General features: G+C 71.7%; 21 protein-coding genes and 1 pseudogene. 9 read left to right on the forward strand and 13 right to left on the reverse strand.

Translation table 11 applies throughout. The annotated features are described in order from the left end of the window. Positions 1-14: 14 nt before the first annotated feature. Positions 15-1,283: an MFS transporter gene (locus tag OHB00_RS31915; RefSeq protein WP_406439829.1), complete on the reverse strand. Its 1,269-nt coding sequence runs from the start codon at positions 1,281-1,283 to the stop codon at positions 15-17. A gap of 63 nt (positions 1,284-1,346) precedes the next feature. Between OHB00_RS31915 and OHB00_RS31920 the strand changes: the two genes are divergently transcribed. Beyond that, complete coding sequence (locus tag OHB00_RS31920) at positions 1,347-2,300, forward strand: LysR family transcriptional regulator (RefSeq protein ID WP_406439831.1); 954 nt, start codon at positions 1,347-1,349, stop codon at positions 2,298-2,300. Between the two features lie 111 nt (positions 2,301-2,411). On the opposite strand, the gene OHB00_RS31925 is transcribed toward OHB00_RS31920, so the two are convergent. Continuing rightward, complete coding sequence (locus tag OHB00_RS31925; protein ID WP_406439833.1) at positions 2,412-3,173, reverse strand: alpha/beta hydrolase; 762 nt, start codon at positions 3,171-3,173, stop codon at positions 2,412-2,414. Positions 3,174-3,296: 123 nt separating this feature from the next. Here OHB00_RS31925 and OHB00_RS31930 point away from each other — a divergent pair, with 123 nt between their 5' ends. Both OHB00_RS31930 and OHB00_RS31935 read left to right on the forward strand, forming a co-directional pair. Further along, positions 3,297-4,454 carry an adenosine deaminase gene (locus OHB00_RS31930; RefSeq protein WP_406439835.1) on the forward strand — a complete coding sequence of 386 codons (1,158 nt, stop codon included), beginning with the start codon at positions 3,297-3,299 and terminating at the stop codon, positions 4,452-4,454. Positions 4,455-4,606: 152 nt separating this feature from the next. Continuing rightward, positions 4,607-4,960 carry an ATP-binding protein gene (locus OHB00_RS31935; RefSeq protein WP_406439837.1) on the forward strand — a complete coding sequence of 118 codons (354 nt, stop codon included), beginning with the start codon at positions 4,607-4,609 and terminating at the stop codon, positions 4,958-4,960. Positions 4,961-5,042: 82 nt separating this feature from the next. Here the strand turns inward: OHB00_RS31935 and OHB00_RS31940 are convergent, their stop codons facing one another. The 5 genes from OHB00_RS31940 to afsQ1 form a co-directional block, all read right to left on the reverse strand. After that, positions 5,043-5,243: a PspC domain-containing protein gene (locus OHB00_RS31940; protein ID WP_093499458.1), complete on the reverse strand. Its 201-nt coding sequence runs from the start codon at positions 5,241-5,243 to the stop codon at positions 5,043-5,045. A gap of 95 nt (positions 5,244-5,338) precedes the next feature. After that, entirely contained in the window at positions 5,339-5,890 is a 552-nt protein-coding gene (locus OHB00_RS31945) for a VanZ family protein (protein WP_406439839.1), read from the reverse strand. Between the two features lie 178 nt (positions 5,891-6,068). Beyond that, entirely contained in the window at positions 6,069-6,671 is a 603-nt protein-coding gene (locus OHB00_RS31950; protein ID WP_406439840.1) for a hypothetical protein, read from the reverse strand. Beyond that, positions 6,671-8,236, reverse strand: coding sequence for an ATP-binding protein (locus OHB00_RS31955; protein ID WP_406439842.1), 1,566 nt, complete (start codon positions 8,234-8,236; stop codon positions 6,671-6,673). Before OHB00_RS31955 ends, OHB00_RS31950 begins: the two co-directional genes overlap by 1 nt. Then, complete coding sequence (gene afsQ1, locus OHB00_RS31960) at positions 8,233-8,910, reverse strand: two-component system response regulator AfsQ1 (RefSeq protein ID WP_177232965.1); 678 nt, start codon at positions 8,908-8,910, stop codon at positions 8,233-8,235. Before afsQ1 ends, OHB00_RS31955 begins: the two co-directional genes overlap by 4 nt. A gap of 254 nt (positions 8,911-9,164) precedes the next feature. Between afsQ1 and OHB00_RS31965 the strand changes: the two genes are divergently transcribed. Next, entirely contained in the window at positions 9,165-9,926 is a 762-nt protein-coding gene (locus OHB00_RS31965; RefSeq protein ID WP_406439844.1) for a SigE family RNA polymerase sigma factor, read from the forward strand. A gap of 227 nt (positions 9,927-10,153) precedes the next feature. Here the strand turns inward: OHB00_RS31965 and OHB00_RS31970 are convergent, their stop codons facing one another. Further along, entirely contained in the window at positions 10,154-10,795 is a 642-nt protein-coding gene (locus OHB00_RS31970) for a uridine kinase (protein ID WP_406439845.1), read from the reverse strand. Positions 10,796-10,922: 127 nt separating this feature from the next. Between OHB00_RS31970 and OHB00_RS31975 the strand changes: the two genes are divergently transcribed. Next, positions 10,923-11,318, forward strand: coding sequence for a hypothetical protein (locus OHB00_RS31975; protein ID WP_406439847.1), 396 nt, complete (start codon positions 10,923-10,925; stop codon positions 11,316-11,318). Between the two features lie 99 nt (positions 11,319-11,417). Here OHB00_RS31975 and OHB00_RS31980 read toward each other — a convergent pair whose 3' ends face one another. Genes OHB00_RS31980 through deoC form a run of 3 tightly spaced genes read right to left on the reverse strand, consistent with a single transcriptional unit; the run spans position 11,418 to position 14,725 of the window. Continuing rightward, a complete protein-coding gene (locus tag OHB00_RS31980) occupies positions 11,418-12,311 on the reverse strand; it encodes an aldehyde dehydrogenase family protein (protein WP_406439848.1) in 894 nt (297 codons plus the stop codon). Positions 12,312-12,313: 2 nt separating this feature from the next. Beyond that, positions 12,314-13,765 carry an aldehyde dehydrogenase family protein gene (locus OHB00_RS31985; RefSeq protein WP_406439850.1) on the reverse strand — a complete coding sequence of 484 codons (1,452 nt, stop codon included), beginning with the start codon at positions 13,763-13,765 and terminating at the stop codon, positions 12,314-12,316. A 6-nt stretch (positions 13,766-13,771) separates the two neighbouring features. Continuing rightward, a complete protein-coding gene (gene deoC / locus OHB00_RS31990; RefSeq protein WP_406446082.1) occupies positions 13,772-14,725 on the reverse strand; it encodes a deoxyribose-phosphate aldolase in 954 nt (317 codons plus the stop codon). Positions 14,726-14,942: 217 nt separating this feature from the next. Between deoC and OHB00_RS31995 the strand changes: the two genes are divergently transcribed. The 4 genes and pseudogenes from OHB00_RS31995 (at position 14,943) to OHB00_RS32010 (ending at position 16,931) form a co-directional block, all read left to right on the forward strand. Continuing rightward, positions 14,943-15,623, forward strand: a complete 681-nt coding sequence (locus OHB00_RS31995) for a PH domain-containing protein (RefSeq protein ID WP_406439852.1) — start codon at positions 14,943-14,945, stop codon at positions 15,621-15,623. A 242-nt stretch (positions 15,624-15,865) separates the two neighbouring features. Then, positions 15,866-15,979 (forward strand): annotated as a pseudogene (locus OHB00_RS32000) (hypothetical protein); the annotation flags it as partial. A 103-nt stretch (positions 15,980-16,082) separates the two neighbouring features. Then, positions 16,083-16,262 carry an AzlD domain-containing protein gene (locus tag OHB00_RS32005; RefSeq protein WP_406439854.1) on the forward strand — a complete coding sequence of 60 codons (180 nt, stop codon included), beginning with the start codon at positions 16,083-16,085 and terminating at the stop codon, positions 16,260-16,262. Positions 16,263-16,307: 45 nt separating this feature from the next. Continuing rightward, positions 16,308-16,931 (forward strand): TetR/AcrR family transcriptional regulator, encoded by a 624-nt coding sequence (locus tag OHB00_RS32010; RefSeq protein WP_406439855.1) that lies wholly within the window; start codon positions 16,308-16,310, stop codon positions 16,929-16,931. A gap of 20 nt (positions 16,932-16,951) precedes the next feature. Here OHB00_RS32010 and OHB00_RS32015 read toward each other — a convergent pair whose 3' ends face one another. Both OHB00_RS32015 and OHB00_RS32020 read right to left on the reverse strand, forming a co-directional pair. Beyond that, the gene (locus tag OHB00_RS32015) at positions 16,952-17,716 is read right to left on the reverse strand and encodes an SDR family NAD(P)-dependent oxidoreductase (RefSeq protein WP_406439857.1); all 765 of its coding nucleotides are present in this window, start codon (positions 17,714-17,716) and stop codon (positions 16,952-16,954) included. A 236-nt stretch (positions 17,717-17,952) separates the two neighbouring features. Continuing rightward, a complete protein-coding gene (locus OHB00_RS32020) occupies positions 17,953-19,140 on the reverse strand; it encodes a hypothetical protein (RefSeq protein ID WP_406439859.1) in 1,188 nt (395 codons plus the stop codon). Between the last annotated feature and the right edge of the window lie 142 nt (positions 19,141-19,282).

A 19,282-nucleotide genomic window follows, 5' to 3' on the forward strand; every position in this document is an offset into this window, starting at 1 on the left:
GCCCCTGGAGGCATTCAGTGGGCGTTGGCCAGGATCTGGCGGCGGGCTGCCACCGAGCCCAGGGCCGTGATCGTCACGACGCCCAGGATGGCCAGGAGGCCCACGGCCACCGTGCCCGACCAGCCCTCGGCGTGGAAGGCCAGGGCGCCGACCGTGCTGCCCGCGCTGGAGCCGATGTAGTACGCGGACTGGTAGAGGGCCGAGGCCTGGGCCCTGCCGTGGGTCGCCGTCTTGCTGACCGCCGAGGAGGCCACCGCGTGGCCCGCGAAGAAGCCCGCGGTGATCAGGACCAGGCCCAGCAGGACCAGGGGGAGCGAGTCGGCCAGGGAGAGGAGGAGGCCGGTGGCCGTGGTGCCGCCGGCCAGGTACAGGGCTCCGCGGCGGCCCAGGCGGCCGACCAGACGGCCCGCCGTCGACGCCGACACCGTACCGACCAGGTACACCAGGAAGATCGAGCCGATGATGCCCTGGGGGAGCGAGAAGGGCTCCTGGGTCAGGCGGTAGCCGATCACCGTGTAGACGCCGCCGAAGACGGTCATGAAGAGCGCGCCGATCGCGTACAGGCGGCGCAGCAGCGGGTCGGCCAGGTGGTCGCGGACCGTGCCGAGCAGCCGGCGCGGGTGAAGTGAGCCCGCCTTGAAGTGCCGCGGCGCGGGCAGGAGCAGCCGGAAGGCGACGGCGCAGCCGACCGCGATCACGCCGATCGTGCCCACGGCCACCCGCCAGCCCCACTCCTGCGCGACCCAGCCGGTGATGACCCGGCCGCTCATCCCGCCGACGCTGTTCCCCGCGACGAACAGGCCGATGGCCGTGACCAGCGCCTTCGGGCGGACCTCCTCCGCCAGATAGGCCTGCGCCGACGCGGGCACGCCGGCCAGCGCCGCGCCCTGGACGCCACGCAGCACGATCAGCGCGCCCAGGGAGGGCGCGAAGGGGACCAGCAGCCCGACGGCCACCGCGACCGCCAGCGAGGCCGTCATGACCGTACGACGCCCGAAGCGCTCGGAGAGGGCGCTCATCGGGATGACGAACAGCGCCAGGCCGCCGGTCGCCGCCGCCACCGTCCAGCTCGCGTCGCTCGCGGACACGCCGTAGCCGTCCGAGATCAGCGGGAGCAGGGCCTGCGTGGAGTAGAGGAGGGCGAAGGTCGCGACACCGGCGAGGAAGAGCGCGAAGCTCATCCGGCGGTAGCCGGGACCGCCCGGGGTCAGGCGGGAGTCGGCGGCGGGGACGGACGTGACGGCGCCCACGAGGGTGGACGCCCCGGTACTGGCGGGAGACATGCCTCGAACGTACGGACCCCCCGCTTCATCCGTCCAATGCACGGAATCGTCATAATCGTTCCCATGGAGCATCAGCAGAGGTCAGCGGGGCGCCTGTCACCGTACAGTGACACAGCAGACATGACGATGTTGCTGGCGCCCCGCCTCGCGTACTTCGCCGGCGTGGCCCGCACGGAGCATGTGACCAGGGCCGCCCAGGAGCTCGACGTCCCCCAGTCCACCCTCTCCCGCGCGATGGCCCGCCTGGAACAGGACCTCGGCGTCGACCTCTTCACCCGGCACGGCCGGACCGTCTCCCTCACCCCCGTCGGCCGTGCCTTCCTCACCTCGGTCGAGCGCGCCCTGGCCGAGATCCGGCGGGCCGCCGACGAGGTCCGCGCCGACGCAGACCCCACGACGGGCAAGGTCGCCTTCGGCTTCCTGCACACCATGGGCGCGGAGACCGTCCCCGGCCTTCTCCAGGCGTTCCGGATCGACCACCCCCGCATCCGCTTCAGCCTCGTCCAGAACTACGGCGAGGCGATGATCGAGAAGCTGCGCGCGGGCGAGCTGGACCTCTGCCTGACCTCCCCGGTACCGGACGCCCCGGACCTGGCCGCCCGCCGCCTCGACGAGCAGAAGCTGCGCCTGGTGGTGCCCGCGGACCACCCGCTGGCCGGCCGCAGGCGCATCCGGCTGGCGGAGGCCGCCGACGAGACGTTCGTGACCCTGGAGCCGGGTTACGGCCTGCGCCGCATCACCGACGACCTGTGCAAGGAAGCCGGCTTCCGGCCGCGCGTCGCCTTCGAGGGCGAGGAGGCGGAGACGCTGAGGGGACTGGTGGCGGCCGGGCTGGGAGTGGCGCTGCTGCCCCCACCCGTGTTCCCCCGCCCGGGAGTCGCCGAACTGACGGTCACGGCCCCGAGAGCGGCCAGAGAGATCGGCGTGGCATGGCTGGACGGCCACCCGGACACCCCGCCAGTGGCCGCTTTCAAGAAGTTCCTCCTGTCAAGAAGGGGCAACCTGCTCCCGACCTGAGGAACAGCGCCCCGCAGGAGCGCGGGGCTGTAGTCGACATGCGGCTACCGCCGCGTGGGCGCGGTCAACCACAGCGGCCCGGCAGCCCGAACACAACCGAACCCCCGCCCTCTACCGTCTCAACGACTTGCCGAACCCCGCAGCCAACGGCATCCGCAACCCGATCGGCGGCGGCGCGGCAAGCGCGTCCTCAACCGGCCGCGACACCGCCCGCCCGTACAGCGCCCCCATCACGAAGTCCGAAGCGAGCGCGAGGACTTCGTCCCGGTGCTGATGCAGCCCGTGCCCGTCCGAGTGCACCTCGAACCGGCACACCTCCCGGTTCGCCTTCTTCGCCCGCGCCGCCAGCCGGAACGACAGCTCAGGATCGGTCCGTTCGTCGTTCGTGCCGTGCACGAACAGCACTCGCCGCCCCACCAGCTGCCGAACCGGTTCCTCAGGCGCCGCCACATCCACCTCGGGCAGCCAAGGGGCGATGGAGACAACGGAGTTGACGGCCTCGTGGCCGCCCGCGTGCAGCGCGGCCCGGCCGCCCATCCCCACGCCGAGCAGGCACACCGGCACATCGCCGTACCGTCGTACCACCTCGTCCGCCGCCCAGGTCGCGTCCCCCGCGAGATGCGCCTCGCTGCCGTTCCAGCCGCGATAGCGGTAGTGGACGACGTGTGCGGCCAGCCCCTCGTCCCGGCCGTCCCGGGCGAGCCGGCGGCCGAGCGCGCGCACGAGGGCCGTCGCCCATACGAGGGACGGTTTGCGCGCGGACACCTCCTCCCCGCCGGGGAGGAGCAGGACCGCCCCGCTCACCGTCGCCGGCTCCTGGCCGACTGCCCTGCTCAGGCTCGCCGTTCGGACCGGCGTCGCTTGCTGTGCCATGACAGAACAGTGTCAGAAGACGCGGTGTACGCGACCCGTCCGTGCGGTCACCATTGCGTATCGACGGAAACGGGAATCTCCGAGTACCGAGTGATCTACGCGCGTAGGAGTTACAGTGCGGAAATGACGAGCCAGAGCACCGCGAACACCCCGACGCCTGACCAGATCCGCCGGGCGCCGAAGGTTCTGCTGCACGACCACCTCGACGGCGGCCTGCGTCCGGGCACCGTCGCAGACCTCGCCCGGGAGACCGGGTACTCCGGCCTCCCCGAGACCGACCCGGACAAGCTCGGCATCTGGTTCCGTGAGGCCGCCGACTCCGGTTCGCTGGAGCGTTACCTGGAGACGTTCTCGCACACCGTCGGTGTCATGCAGACCCGGGACGCCCTCGTCCGGGTGGCCCGTGAGTGCGCCGAGGACCTCGCCGAGGACGGCGTCGTCTACGCCGAGGTGCGGTACGCCCCCGAGCAGCACCTGGAGCGGGGGCTGACCCTCGAAGAGGTCGTCGAGGCCGTCAACGAGGGCTTCCGGCAGGGCGAGGCGCTCGCCCGGGAGAACGGCCGCCGGATCCGGGTCGGCGCCCTGCTCACCGCCATGCGGCACGCGGCCCGCTCCCTGGAGATCGCCGAGCTCGCCAACCGCTACCGGGACCTGGGTGTCGTCGGCTTCGACATCGCCGGCGCCGAGGCCGGCTACCCGCCCACCCGGCATCTCGACGCCTTCGAGTACCTCAAGCGCGAGAACAACCACTTCACCATCCACGCCGGCGAGGCCTTCGGCCTGCCGTCCATCTGGCAGGCGTTGCAGTGGTGCGGTGCCGACCGGCTCGGGCACGGGGTGCGGATCATCGACGACATCCAGGTCCACGAGGACGGCACGGTCAAGCTCGGCCGGCTCGCGTCGTACGTCCGCGACAAGCGGATCCCGCTGGAGCTGTGCCCCAGCTCCAACCTCCAGACCGGGGCCGCCGACTCCTACGCCGGGCACCCGATCGGGCTGCTGCGCCGGCTGCACTTCCGGGCCACCGTGAACACCGACAACCGGCTGATGTCCGGGACCAGCATGAGCCGGGAATTCGAGCATCTCGTCGAGGCGTTCGGTTACACGCTCGACGACCTGCAGTGGTTCTCCGTCAATGCGATGAAATCAGCGTTCATTCCTTTCGATGAACGACTCGCGATGATCAATGACGTCGTGAAGCCCGGCTACGCGGAACTGAAATCCGAATGGCTGTTCCGGCAGACCGCCTCCACCAGCGGTTCTGTCGACGCGGAGGACTGATCGGGCGTCCCGGCGGGGAGCGGAATGCGGACGGGCTCCCACCCTCCGTCCGCATTTCGGTGTTTGCGAGGGGTGGTCCGGCATGTTTACGGTCGTCGGACCGCTCAGCGTGTTACCGATCCCTGTCACCGCATTCCAAGGACGCATTTACGATGAAGCAGTCTGCTGCCAAGACCCTCGGTGTCGCCGCCCTCGGTGCCGCCTTCGCCGCCGTCGGCGCGGGCGCGGCCAACGCGGCCCCGGCCGTCCCGGACGCCTCGCAGGCCCTGGACACCGTCACCAAGACGCTGCCGGCCGAGAACGTCTCCAAGGCGCTGCCGGGTGCCGGTCAGGCCGTGGCGCAGGGGCAGAGCGCCCTCGGTGCCGGACTGACCGCCGTCCAGCCGGCCGTCAAGCAGGTGCTCGCCGGCGGCCCGACCAAGCCCGTCGCCGGCCTCCTCGGCGGACTGCCCGTCCAGGGCCTGCCCACGCACGGCCTGCCGGTCAACGGGATTCCGCTCGGCTGACCTCTCCCCGGCCGATCGGCAACGCCGGTGGGGCGCCCCGGAAACCTCCGGGGCGCCCCACCGGCGTTGCCGTCCCGCCTGATCACCAGGCGGCGGAGGCTTTCTCCTCCGAGGGGAGGAGGATCCACAGCGCGATGTAGAGCAGGAACTGAGGGCCCGGCAGCAGGCAGGACAGCAGGAAGATCACCCGCATCGTGGTCGCGGAGGTGCCGAAGCGCCGGGCCAGCGCGGCGCACACTCCGCCGATCATGCGGCCATGGGTGGGGCGGGCGAGGCTGGACATCTGCGGCTCCTTCGTGAGCGTCTGTTCCGAGGCGGCCCCTGCGGCCCCTCATCCGATGTCCACAGTACGAAGACGAACCGGGGCGAAGCGTCGCTCTACGGTGCGATCCCGACCCTGGGAATCGTCGGGGTACGACCCTGAGCCGCCTCCTCCTGGGGAAGGGCGGCCGGCCGCTGCCGCTCACCGCGCCGACGGAGCCGGGAGCGGCCCGCCGGCACCACCGCCAGATGCGCGATGACGACGCCGGCCGTGTTGAGGAGTATCGAGTCGACATCCACCACCCGGCCCGGCACCCCGGTCTGCAGCAGGGCTATGCCCAACGAGATCAGGGCACCCGCGGTGGCCGAACTGATCAGGGAGGCGAGCGGGGAGACCCGGAGTTTCCCGTGCGTCATCGGCAGCAGCACACCGAGCGGGGCGAGCAGCGCCAGTCCCTCGCCGATCCGGTGGGCCGCCTCCCGCCAGCCCAGCGCCAGATCGGCGCGGATACCGGCGAAGGGGTGCAGGTTGGCGGGCATCACCCACGGCACGTCCAGCGGCCGCAGCATCAGCCAGGCGACGAACGCGAGGTGTGTGGCAAGGAGGACACCCCCTGCCACACGGACGCGGATCGCGGCGCTGCCGCCGATGGAGCCTTGACGCTGCACGCCCCCCAAGACGCGCCCGCGCACACGATCGGTTCCGGATGTGTGGGGTGAGGCCTTGAACACACGGTACGTGGAGCGCCCCGTCAGGGGCGCGGGGAACTGCGCGAACGACCACCCCCCACGGCCCGCACCCGCCCCAGAGCGTCGGGTGGCACCACCGGTGGCGCCCAGACCTCCCTCACCCGGAAGCCACCTCGGTGGACGGGGGCCGGCTGCCACTCGGAGAGTTCCGCACGGAGTCCGTGCACTCGTACCGCCGCAACGCCTCCGTCCCCGGCCCGCCCAGGATCACCGACCCGTCCCCCTCCGCGGCCGCCGAGTCGGACAGCGTGCACACGATCTGCGCGAGCGCGTACGACGTCAGCTGCGGCGGCGACGTGCTCAGCCGCAGCGTGTCGTCGGGATCCCCGGCCCGTGGTCCCCAGACGCTCATCCCGCCCCGCACGTACGTCGCGTAACCGGCCTCCTTCTCGGCGGCCGACGGCGTCTCGGCGAGCTGGTCGAGCAGCCCCTGGGCGACGATCACGCGCCGTTTGGCGTCCGCCGAACCGTCGGGGACGCGCACCTCCCGGTCGACGGTCACCAGCGACGAACCGCACAGCAGGAACACCTGCACCGGCACCCCGCGCGCGTCCTGCGGCGACAGATCCGGCTGGGTCATCGAGCACGGCACCCGCGAGGGTGCCCCGCCGAAGTCGGTCGGCACCTCGGTGGCCCGGATCCCGCACCCGGAGACCGCGAGCGCCAGCCCGCCGACGGCCAGAAGTCTTCGTACGTGCATCAGGCGCCCTTCTCCCCGGCTTCCCCGGCTTCCTTGCTCTCCTCCGCCAGCAGGGAGGCGTCCCGGGGCAGCCGGAGAGTGAACACCGCGCCGCCCTCGGGGGAGTTCGCGGCGGTGATCGAGCCACCGTGGATACGGGCGTTCTCCGTAGCGATGGACAGGCCCAGGCCGCTGCCCTCGGAGCGCGGCCGGGACGCGCTGGCCTTGTAGAACCGGTCGAAGACGTGCGGGAGGACATCCTCCGGGATGCCCGGACCATGGTCCCGTACGGCGATGACCAGAACCTCCCCGTCTATCCGCACCGACACCCGCACCGGCGAACCACCGTGCTTGAGGGCGTTGCCGATCAGGTTGGCGAGGATGACGTCGAGGCGGCGCGGATCGAGGCGGGCGTGGATGCCGCGCTCGGCGTCCAGGTCCACCGCGTCCAGCCAGGCACGGGCGTCGATGCAGGCGGTGATCTGGTCGGCGATGTCGACGTCGTCGAGGACGAGCCGGGCCGTGCCGGCGTCGAAGCGGGTGACCTCCATCAGGTTCTCGACGAGGTCGTTGAGGCGGCGCGTCTCGCTGACGACCAGCCGGACGGCCGGCTCGATCATCGGGTCCACCGACCCCGACTCCGCCTCCAGCTCCTCCTCCAGGATCTCCGTCACGGCGGTGATCGCGGTGAGCGGGGTGCGCAGCTCATGGCTCATGTCCGCGACGAACCGCCGCGACGCGTCGTCCCGCGCGGCCATGTCGTCGACCCGCTTCTCCAGCGCCTCGGCCGCGTCGTTGAACGTCCGGGAAAGATCGGCGAGTTCGTCCGTCCCCGAGACCCGCAGCCGGGTGTCCAGCTTGCCCTCGCCGAGCCGCCGCGCGGCGACCCCCAGCCGGTGCACCGGCTTCAGCACGGTCGTGGCGGCGGCCTGCGCCAGCAGCGCCGAACCGATGAGAGCGAGCCCCGTGGCGATCCCCAGCGACCACGCCAGCGAGTTGAGGTCCTTGGCCTCCGGCCCCAGCGACTTCATCATGTAGCCGGTCGGGCCGCCGCCGATCAGCCGCGTCCCGGCGACCAGATACGGCGTGCCGTGGTCGACGACCCGCTGCCAGTACAGGTGGTACGCCGACTTGTTGGAGCCGGTCACCTTCTGCTGCTTGTCGACGGCCTTCCGCAGCGACGTCGGCACGTCGTCCAGCGCGAACGCGCTGAGCCCGTCCGAACTGCCGTACACCGTCTTGCCGCCGGTGTCCTCGCCGACCAGCAGCACGCTGAACCGCTGGCTGCTGTTGGCCATCTGCCCGGCGGTGCGCTGCAGTTCGTCCTGCGTCGGATGCACCGGCAGCGCGCCGGCCCGGTTCTGCATCTCCTGCTGGAAGTCGCGCAGCACCGCGTCCTGGGTACGGGTGAGGACGGCCTCGCGGTTGAGCCAGTACGCGATGCCGGACGCGGACACGGCGGCGGTCAGCGCGACGAGCCCGAAGACGACGACGAGCCGCAGCCGCAGACTGGTGAAGCGAAGCCGGGAGACGGCTCCCTTGCGACCCGCGGCCCAGCCGCGGAAACCCTCTTGCCGGTCGGTCACTGAGGGGCGTCCAGGCGGTAGCCGACACCACGCACGGTACGGATCAGGGTCGGGGACGAGGGCACGTCCTCCACCTTGGCGCGCAGCCGCTGCACACAGGCGTCGACGAGCCGGGAGTCACCGAGGTAGTCGTGCTCCCAGACCAGCCGCAGCAGTTGCTGCCGGGACAGCGCCTGCCCCGGCCGCCGGCTCAGCTCCAGGAGCAGCCGCAGCTCGGTCGGGGTGAGCTGGAGGTCCTCGCCGTTCTTCGTCACGGTCATCGCACTTCGGTCGATGACGACGTTGCCGAAGGTCGCCGAGTCGGTGGACTCCCGCTCCCCGCGCCGCAGCACGGCCCGGATCCGGGCGTCGAGCACCCGCCCCTGGACCGGCTTGACGACGTAGTCGTCGGCCCCGGACTCCAGCCCGACCACCACGTCGATGTCGTCGCTGCGCGCGGTCAGCAGAATGATCGGCAACTGGTCCGTGCGCCGGATGCGCCGGCACACCTCGAACCCGTCGATGCCGGGCAGCATCACATCGAGGACGATCAGATCGGGCCGCTGCTCGCGCAACAGCTTCAGACCGTCCTCACCGGTCGCAGCGGTGGCCACCCGGTGCCCCTGGCGCGTCAGAGAGAGCTCCAGGGCCGTACGGATGGCGTCGTCGTCCTCGATCAGCAACAGGGAAGGCACGGGCTCATTCTGGCCCATGCGGGCCCTGTCGTACGACCTGTGCGGCGCGCAGCACCCCGTAAACCTCTGTAGCGCCACCGCCTGTGCATGGTCTGTGGACGCTCTGTGCCGGACCCCTGTGACAGGTCTGTGACAGTCGGCGGATACGGCCGTGAAGGTGGCCCGGCAGTCTTTTCGGCACGGGCAGGCCGGCGGAACGCGGCGAGCGGCCCGAGCAGGCCGAACTACCGGAAGTCCACGACGGGGGGCGCGAGATGAACACGCTGATCAGCCACAGCACCAGCGCAGTGATCACGCGTCTGCACGACGTGAACCGGGGTTCCGAGAAGTCCGGTGCCGTGAGCGGGCGGGGGTGCGCTCGCGGCACCGGGCGTCAGCACACCGCCTACATGACGGTGGTTGACGGTCTCACGGGGGAGCCCACGGCGGCAGCCGCTATGGGCACGGTCGGGGGATCCGCCTACAGGGAGGACTCGGGGGAGCGCCGCTCGCTGACCGAGGCGGAGTTCACCGCCTACGTCCAGGAGCGCCGCGCCTCCCTGTACGCGACCGCCTACCACCTGACCGGTGACCGCTACGAGGCCGAGGACCTGCTGCAGAGCGCCCTGTTCTCGACGTACCGGGCGTGGGACCGGATCAGCGACAAGGCGGCGGTCGGCGGCTACCTCCGACGCACCATGACCAACCTGCACATCAGCGCCTGGCGGCGCCGCAAGCTCAACGAGTACCCGACCGAGGAACTGCCGGAGACGCCCGGCGACACGGACGCGATGAGCGGCACCGAGCTGCGCGCCGTCCTGTGGCAGGCGCTGTCCCGGCTCCCCGAACTCCAGCGCACCATGCTGGTCCTGCGCTACTACGAGGGCCGCACGGACCCGGAGATCGCGGAGATCCTCGACATCAGTGTCGGCACGGTGAAGTCCAGCATCTGGCGGTCGCTCCGCCGGCTGCGCGAGGACGAGGTCCTCAGCTTCGGCCGTGACGAGGAGAACGCCTTCGGGGAGCTCGTCGCCTGAAGGTAAGGGGATCCGGGGGGATCCTGACGGGGGAGAACCGGGGGTACCGGGGGCCTGGGGGAGGGTCCGGGGGGACCCACGGGAGCACGGGGGAGAACGGGTCCGGGGGGACCCGGGGGGAAAGCACGGGGGAGCTCCGCCACGGGGGACACGGGGGTGTTCGGCGGAGCGACGGGGGAGCGGGACTGGAGGGCCGGGGGGTCCATCCAGTCCCGCTTTTCTCTGCTTTACGCAGGTGCCTGTGTCCGGTCGCGGGTCTGCCGGCCCACCGCGGCCGCCGCCATCCGGCCCAGCGCCTCGTCCCGGTCGCACGGGTGGGCGCCCAGTGACACCTGGCGGGCCACGATGGTGCGCTCCGCCCGCATCAGCCGCCAGCCGCGCCGCAGCAGGAACGGCACCGACTTGCGGCCCTCCTTGAGATCGCGCAGGAACCGGCGCCGGAACGTCTTCACCGGGCCCCGGCTGAGACACAGGGCGTCGGCCAGGAGCCCCAGTTCACGGCAGCGCTCCACGATCTCGGCGGCGAAGATGCCCTCGGCGATGAAGAGCGGGGTGCGGCCGATGTCGAGCGTCTCGGCGCCGGTGCGGGCGCTCAGCGCTATGTCATACACCGGAACGGGCGCCGACCCGGTGGCGCACAGCCGGCCGATCGCCTCGACCGCGACCTCCGCGTCCCAGGACTCCGGATGGTCCCAGTCGATGTCCGAACTCCCCGCCACCAACGGCAGAGTCGGGTCGTCGCACTCCTTGTAGAAGTCGTCGAGGCGCAGGACGGGGAGCCCGGAACGGGCGGCGACCAGTGACTTGCCCGAGCCCGAGGGGCCGCACAGCAGCACGACGCGGGCGGGGGACGGAGGATGAATGCTCACGGAACACCAGTTTGACGTATGGGGAGCCTCCTGCCGACCCCGCGGGTCGGCTTTGGAGCGTGAGTCACACCTCAACTACCCTGTGTGCCGACCCGATCACCCTGAGCAGCAGAAGGTGGCACCAGCGATGTCCCGACACGCGTCCTCCCCGACCCCGACCGCCCGGCGTGCCCTGGCCGCCCTCGCCACGGCAGGTGTGGCGCTCGGCGCGGGCGCCGCGACGGCCGCCGCGGACACCCGGCCCGCGGTGGACGTGGTGCGGACCCGCCCCACCTCACTCGGCCACATCGACCCGCAGGGGGGCGTGCGGGCACTGGGCGGCGTACTGCCGTACGTCACCGGCCCGGTGGCGGGCCTGAAGCCCAACCCGCTCGCGGGCACGGGCGTCGACCCGCTGGACAACGGCGTCGGGACGCAGCTGGCCGACTTCAAGCCGCTGACGTCCAAGATGCTGACGGGACCGGTGGCGCAGGCGCCGTCGGTCGGGGCGATTCCGGTGGTGGGGCAGATCCTGAAGGGCTGAGGAGCGGTGGGGAACTGCGGGTCCGGTGCGGCTGGTCGCGCCCGCGCGGCGGGGCCGCATGTCGATACGGCCCCGCGCCCCTTGCCACTTGGGTGAACCTCAGTAGGAAGACCCCGACGCCCCCAGCGACCCCGTCGGGTGCCAGACCGTCTTCGTCTCCAGGAACGCCGTCATGCGGTCGATGCCCGGCGTCGCCGTCCAGTCGTCCACAGGCTGTGGACGCAGGACGCGCTTGAGGTTGTCGGCCGCCGCGATCTCCAGCTCCTTCGCCAGCACCTCGTCCGCGCCCGCGAGGTCGATCGCGTTGACGTCCTGGTGGGCGGCGAGGGGCGCCGCGATCTCCGCCGTACGGCCGGAGAGGACGTTGACGACTCCGCCCGGCACGTCGGAGGTGGCGAGCACCTCGGCGAGGGCGAGGGCCGGGAGCGGGGCCTTCTCACTGGCCACCACGACGGCCGTGTTGCCGGTGGCGATCACCGGGGCGACGACCGACACCAGGCCCAGGAACGACGACTCCTGCGGGGCCAGGACGGCCACGACTCCCGTCGGTTCGGGGGAGGACAGGTTGAAGAACGGGCCCGCGACCGGGTTGCCGCCGCCGACCACCTGGGCGATCTTGTCGGTCCAGCCCGCGTACCAGACCCAGCGGTCGATCGTCGCGTCCACGACCGATGCCGCCTTGGACTTGCCCAGGCCCTCCGCGTCGGCGACCTCGCGCACGAACTGGTCCCGGCGGCCCTCCAGCATCTCCGCGACGCGGTAGAGGACCTGGCCCCGGTTGTAGGCGGTGGCCCCGGCCCAGCCGCCGAACGCCTTGCGCGCGGCGACCACCGCGTCCCTGGCGTCCTTGCGGCTCGACTGCGGCGCGTTCGCCAGCCACTTGCCCTTTGCGTCGGTCACCTCGTACACCCGGCCGCTCTCGGAACGCGGGAACTTCCCGCCGACGTACAGCTTGTAGGTCTTGAAGACGGACAGGCGGTCAACTGCATTCATTTTCATCGCAAGCCCTCCGGGCTCGACGGGGCGAGGTATGCCTCCAGGCCGTGGCGGCCGCCCTCGCGGCCGAAGCCCGACTCCTTGTACCCGCCGAACGGCGAGGTCGGGTCGAACTTGTTGAACGTGTTGGACCAGACGACGCCGGCGCGCAGCTTGTTCGCGACGGCCAGGATCCTGGAGCCCTTCTCGGTCCAGATGCCCGCCGAGAGGCCGTACTGGGTGTTGTTGGCCTTGGCGACCGCCTCCTCGGGGGTGCGGAAGGTCAGGACCGACAGGACGGGGCCGAAGATCTCGTCCCGGGCGATGGTGTGCGCCTGCGTGACGTTCGTGAAGAGCGTCGGGGCGAACCAGTAGCCGGCGGACGGGAGTTCGCAGGCCGGGGACCAGCGCTCGGCGCCCTCCGCCTCGCCCTGGTCGGCGAGGGTGGTGATGCGGGCCAGCTGCTCCGCGGAGTTGATCGCACCGATGTCCGTGTTCTTGTCCAGCGGGTCGCCGAGGCGGAGGGTGGACAGGCGGCGCTTGAGGGAGTCGAGCAGCTCGTCGTGGATCGACTCCTGGACGAGGAGGCGGGAGCCCGCGCAGCAGACCTGGCCCTGGTTGAAGAAGATCCCGGTGACGATGCCTTCGACGGCCTGGTCGATGGGAGCGTCGTCGAAGACGATGTTGGCGCCCTTGCCGCCCAGTTCGAGGGTGAGCTTCTTGCGGGTGCCCGCGACCGTGCGCGCGATCTCCTTGCCGACGGCGGTGGAGCCGGTGAAGGCGACCTTGTTCACGTCGGGGTGGGCGACGAGCGCGGCGCCCGCGTCGCCGTAGCCGGGGAGGATGTTGACGACGCCCTTGGGCAGGCCCGCCTGGCGGCAGATGTCCGCGAAGAAGAGGGCGGACAGCGGGGTCGTCTCGGCGGGCTTCAGGACCACCGTGTTGCCGGTGGCGAGCGCCGGGGCGATCTTCCAGGCCAGCATCAGCAGCGGGAAGTTCCACGGGATGACCTGGCCGGCGACGCCGAGGGGGCGCGGGTCCGTGCCGTACCCGGCGTGGTCGAGCTTGTCGGCCCAGCCCGCGTAGTAGAAGAAGTGCGCGGCGACCAGGGGCAGGTCGGCGTCGCGGGTCTCCTTGATCGGCTTTCCGTTGTCCAGCGTCTCCAGGACGGCCAGCTCACGGCTGCGCTCCTGGATGATCCGGGCGATGCGGAACAGGTACTTGGCGCGCTCGGAGCCCGGCAGCGCGGACCACTTCTCGAAGGCCTTCCGGGCGGCCCACACGGCCCGGTCGACGTCCTCGGTGCCGGCGCGGGCGACCTCGGAGAGGACCTCCTCGGTCGACGGGCTGACCGTCTTGAAGACCTTGCCGTCCGCCGCGTCCGTGAACTCGCCGTCGATGAAGAGGCCGTAGGAGGGGGCGATGTCGACGACGGAGCGGGACTCGGGCGCCGGTGCGTACTCAAAAGTCATGATCGATCAGTCCACCGTCACGTAGTCGGGGCCGGAGTAGCGGCCGGTGGCCAGCTTCTGACGCTGCATCAGCAGGTCGTTCAGGAGCGAGGAGGCGCCGAAGCGGAACCAGTGGTTGTCCAGCCAGTCCTCTCCCACGGTCTCGTTGACGAGGACGAGGAACTTGATCGCGTCCTTGCTGGTCCGGATCCCGCCGGCGGGCTTGACCCCGACCTGGACACCGGTCTGCGCACGGAAGTCGCGCACGGCCTCCAGCATGAGGAGGGTGTTCGCCGGGGTGGCGTTGACGGCGACCTTGCCGGTCGACGTCTTGATGAAGTCGGCGCCCGCGAGCATGCCCAGCCAGGACGCCCGGCGGATGTTGTCGTACGTCGACAGCTCGCCGGTCTCGAAGATGACCTTGAGCCGGGCCGAGGTTCCGCAGGCTTCGCGTACGGCGGTGATCTCGTCGTACACCTTCAGGTAGTTCCCCGCGAGGAAGGCGCCGCGGTCGATGACCATGTCGATCTCGTCGGCGCCGGCGCTCACGGCGTCGCGTACGTCGGCGAGCTTGACGTCGAGCGCGGCGCGGCCGGCCGGGAAGGCGGTGGCGACCGAGGCGACCTTGACGGACGAGCCGGCGACGGCCTCCTTGGCGGCGGCCACCATGTCGGGGTAGACGCAGACGGCGGCCGTGGCGGGGGTCGTCCGGTCCGTCGGATCCGGATGGACCGCCTTGGCGCCGAGCGCCCGGACCTTGCCCGGGGTGTCCGCGCCTTCCAGCGTCGTCAGGTCGACCATCGAGATGGCGAGGTCGATGGCGTACGCCTTCGCGGTGGTCTTGATGGAACGGGTGCCGAGGGAGGCGGCACGCGCCTCCAGGCCGACCGCGTCGACGCCGGGCAGCCCGTGGAGGAAGCGGCGCAGCGTGCTGTCGGACGCGGTGACGTCAGCAAGTGCGTGGGGTGCGGTGGTGGGCATGGTCACCAGCCGAGCATATCTACGCGCGTAGCGGCTGTACACCCCGAGGGAACGGTTCTTCTTGCGTCGGGGGAGCTGTCCCACCCAAAGGGGCGCGGGGCGGTGTCGACATGCGGCTGCCGCCGTGTGGGCGCGACCAGCCGCAGACCGCGCGCACCCGCGTACGGCGATGCCGCCCCGACGGCGATCGGGCGCACGGCTGAGGCAGAATCGGCGCATGACCACGCCCCTCGTCAAGGACCGCATCTACCGCTCGCCCCAGGCGCTGATCGGCGGCGTACTGCTTCTCGTCATCGTCGGCTGGCTCGGCATCGACGCGCTGATCCGGGGGAACGGCCGTACCCCCTGGCTGGCCCTCGCCGCGCTCATCCTCATCGTGCCGCTGGTCGCCGCCTTCACCCTGCGCCCCGCGGTGTTCGCGGGCGAGGACCGGCTGCGCGTACGGAACCCGTTCCGGGTGATCACGCTGCCGTGGGGGGAGATCGCGGCGCTGCGCTCCGGTTACTCGAACGAGGTGATCGTCAAGTCCGGTGCGAAGTACCAGCTGTGGGCGATCCCCGTGTCCCTGCGGAGCCGTAAGAAGGCGGCGCGCCGGCAGGCGAAGACGGAGTCGGACGCGCGGCGCGGGCGGACCGGGCCGGGGGCGGGTGCCGCCGGGTATGGGCTCGGCGGGTTCGGCGGGTTCGGGAGCTCCGGGGGGCTGGGGGAGTCCGACCACGCGGCCGGGGCCGCCCGTGCGGAGACCGACAAGGTCATGGACGACCTGCGGGACATGCTGGAGAGCAGGGGGCCGGCGGAGTCGGCGCAGGGTGAGATCACCGTGCGGTGGGCGTACGAGGTGGCTGCGCCGGCGGTGGCGGGGGCGGTGTTGCTGGCGATTCTGTTGGCGGTGGGTTAGGGGCCGCCGTAGGGGGTGCGGGTTGTCGGCCGGGTGCGGCCCGGCGGGGGCGTTCGCGCAGTTCCCCGCGCCCCTGGGGGTTGGTGGTGCCGCGTGTTGTGAGGTCACCGTGGCCCTGTGTGGGGGGCGTGTCCTGGGGGCGCCGTGGCCCTGGGGGGTTGGTGGTGCCGCGTGTTGTGAGGTCGACGGGCCTTCGGGGGTGGTGCTGTTCAGTCCTCGGTCTTGATCTTCTTCATGGTGAGGTGGGACTCGACGCGCAGGATGCCGGGGAGGCCGGTGAGTTTGCCGCTGGACGCCATCGATCGGACATTTTGTTTCACCTGCGCCAGGACGGCCGTCTGACCAACGTCGAGCCGGCCAAGCGGGTCGGCCTCACCCCGGCGCCATGCCTGCGCCGCCACCCCGCTCCTCGCCCTGCTCAGCGCCCTGGCCGCACGGCTGGTCCTGCCCGGGCAGGTGGTGATCCTGTTCGTCTACTGCCTGCGCGACCTGCCGCTGACCCAGTCCCGCGCGGTCGCGCCCCTGGCCGCGCTCGCGGTCACCGTCGCACTGCACCTGTGGCGCCGCAACGCCCTGCTGAGCATCGTCGGCGGCACCGTCGTCAGCGTGGCGCTGGCCAGCACGCTGTTCGCCGGCTGAGCTCCGTACAGTGGACTGTACGGTCCACTGTGCGGAGGTCGGGCAATGCGCAAGGAGCTGACGGCCAAGGGGAAGGCCACCAGGCGCCGGATCGTCGAGGGGGCCGCCGAGGTGCTGCGGGAGCAGGGCGTCGGCACGGTGACCCTCGACGACGTCATGGCGCGGGCCGGTGTCAGCAAGAGCCAGGTGTTCCACTACTTCCCGGACGGGAAGGACGAGTTGCTGCTGGCTGTCGCGCGGTTCGAGGCGGAGCAGGTGCTGGTGGACCAGCAGCCGTATCTGGGGTGCCTGGACTCCTGGGAGAACTGGGAGCGGTGGCGGGACGTGGTGGTGGCCCGCTACGAGATCCTGGGGGACACCTGTCCGCTCGGGTCGCTGTTCCTCCAGGTCGGGCGTTCGACCCCGGGTGCGCGAGCGATCGTGGCCGAACTGATGGGTCGCTGGCAGGAGAGTCTGGCCGCCGGCATCCGGGCGCTGCGGGCGGCCGGGAGCCCGTCCGCCGAGTTCGATGTCGACGCGCGGGCCGCCGCCCTGCTGGCGGCGATCCAGGGCGGCGTCTCCATCCTGCTGTCGACGGGCTCGTCCGCCCATCTGCGCGCCGCCCTCGACCAGGGAATCGCGGACCTGCGGCGCGACCTGACGCCGGCCGGGGCCGGCGCGCCGCGCTGACCGCCGGGCCGTAGGGCTCGTCAGGCCGCGACGACCGCGACGCCGGTACGGCCGCCGTCCACGTCCAGCACGATCCCGTGCACGAACGACGACTCGTCGGCGGCCAGGTACACCGCCGCGTTCGCGATCGCGTCCGGCGTGCCCATCCCGCCCGCCGGCGTCCCCTTCATCATGGTTCCACCGATGTCGGCCACCTCGGCGTCCGACGGAAGCACCGCACCCGGGGAGATCGCGTTCACCCGCACCCCCCGGGGTCCGAACTCCGCAGACCAGGCGCGCGTCAGGGTCTCCATGGCACCCTTCGTGGAGCTGTACAGCGCGGCGACGGAAATACCCAGGCGGGCGACCCATGAACTCAGGTTGATGATCGCGCCGCCGCCGGCCGCGGCCATGGCGGGCGCGACGGCCCCCGTCAGGAAGAACGGCGCCTTGACGTTGACCGCGTACACCTCGTCGAAGGTCTTCTCGTCGGTGCCGGCGGTGCTGTCGGCCGGGTAGATTCCCGCGTTGTTGACGAGTACGTCGATACGGCCGCCCAGCACTCGTGTCGCCTCCTCGGCCAGCGCCCGGGAGGCGGCGGCACTGCCGTCCAGGTCGGCCCGCACGAAGTCGGCCTGGCCGCCCTGAGCCCGGATCCCCTCGACCACCTCCGCCCCGCGCCCGGCGCTCCGCCCCGAGACGACGACATGCGCCCCCTCGGCAGCGAACGCCTCCGCGATCGCCCGCCCGATGTTGCTGGTCGCCCCGGTCACCAGCGCGGTCTTTCCTGCCAGTCGCATGCTCATGATCAACCCTCTGTCCACTAGGTCCCCATCAGGTGCGGCCCACTGTGCGCTCACAAAAATGGACCAGCAAGTCCAGAACTGCCGGTCCTGCCGGGCCGGACGTGTCCGGGCTCGGGGGCTCGGGTTGCCCCGACGGCCGATTCCCCGCCGTGGTCGGGCCGGGGGCCACGCCTTGCCGTCCGCCCGGCTGTCAGCGTTGGTCCGTGGCTTGCTTGCCTGGTGCGGGACCGAGTCCCTCAGGGCGCGCTCGGCCACACCAGCAGCATGTACGCGCCGCAGTACGCCGACCCCGCGACGGCCGCCGTCAGGGCCAGTACCCGCAGGCGGGCCGAGGCGCGGGCGAGATGGCCGGCCAGTGGCAGCAGCAGGGGGAAGCCGGGCAGGAGGAAGCGGGCGCGCGGGAAGTAGACGCCGCCGCTGGCCATCACGATCAGCAGCAGGACCGCGCTGAACACCAGCAGCGGCACCGGCTGCCGGTCCGCCACCGCGAGTCCGAACAGGACGACGGAGACCAGCATGGTCAGGCTCACCACGACCAGGAACAGCTCGGGCCGCGAGACCTGCCCGAACAGGTGCCGCAGCCAGCGCAGGGTCTCCGCGCCGCCGTCCAGTTCGTTGTGCCACATCCGCTGTACGGCGAAGTAGCCGTCCCAGCGGCCCAGTCTGAGGCCGACCCAGCCGACGTACGCGCACCAGCCGAGCGGGGCCAGCAGCGCCGCCGTCAGGGCACGGGCCGAGAAACGGGTGCGGAGGGAGAGCAGCGCGGTGACCGTCACGGCGGCGGCCAGCGCGATGCCGGTCGGCCGGGTGAGCCCGGCCAGGACGGAGCCGGCCGCCGCGTACAGCCAGCGCTCGGTCAGGACCGCGTACAGCGTCCACGCGGCGAACGCCGTGAACAGGGACTCCGTGTAGCCCATCCACTGGACCAGGCCCACCGGGTACGCCGCCCACAGCACGGTGAGCAGGACGCCGGTCCGGCGACCTGCCAGGCGGTCGCCCACCGCGAACACGCCCCAGGCCGCGAAGAGCGAGGCGAGCCACGCGAGGGCCAGGCCGGTGCTGGCCCGGGTGCCCGGGGTCAGCACCGCGACGGCTTTCACCAGGAGCGGGTAGAGCGGGAAGAACGCCAGGTTGTTGTGGTCGTACGCGGTGCCCAGGGCGTGTGCGTAGCCGTGGTCCGCGATGCCGAGGTACCAGCGGGAGTCCCACTGCGTCGCCAGCATCGGCCACACCCCGTGGTGGCGTCGGTGCGCCCACACGGCGAGGAACACCAGGCCGGTGAGCCGAACCGCGAGATACGCGGCGAGTGCGGGGGCCGCCCGGCGCAGGGCGTGCCCGGGGCCGGCGGCCGCCGTGGGGAGGTGGGGTCGTCGGGTGCCCGGGATGTGCCCGCTGGGGACGGTGTCGGGGGCGGTCGAGGACACGGCGGCTCCAGTACGACGGCTGCGGCGGGCGGTACCGGATCACCGTTCCCCGGGAGCCGGGGCGGGGTGCGGTGGGTGGGTCGGTCGCCGTCGCGAAATCACCCGTAGGGGTGCCCCTGGCGGAGAGGCACCCCTACGCGCG

The sequence above is a fragment of the Streptomyces sp. NBC_00631 genome, from assembly GCF_045206895.1.
Classification (GTDB): Bacteria; Actinomycetota; Actinomycetes; order Streptomycetales; family Streptomycetaceae; genus Streptomyces.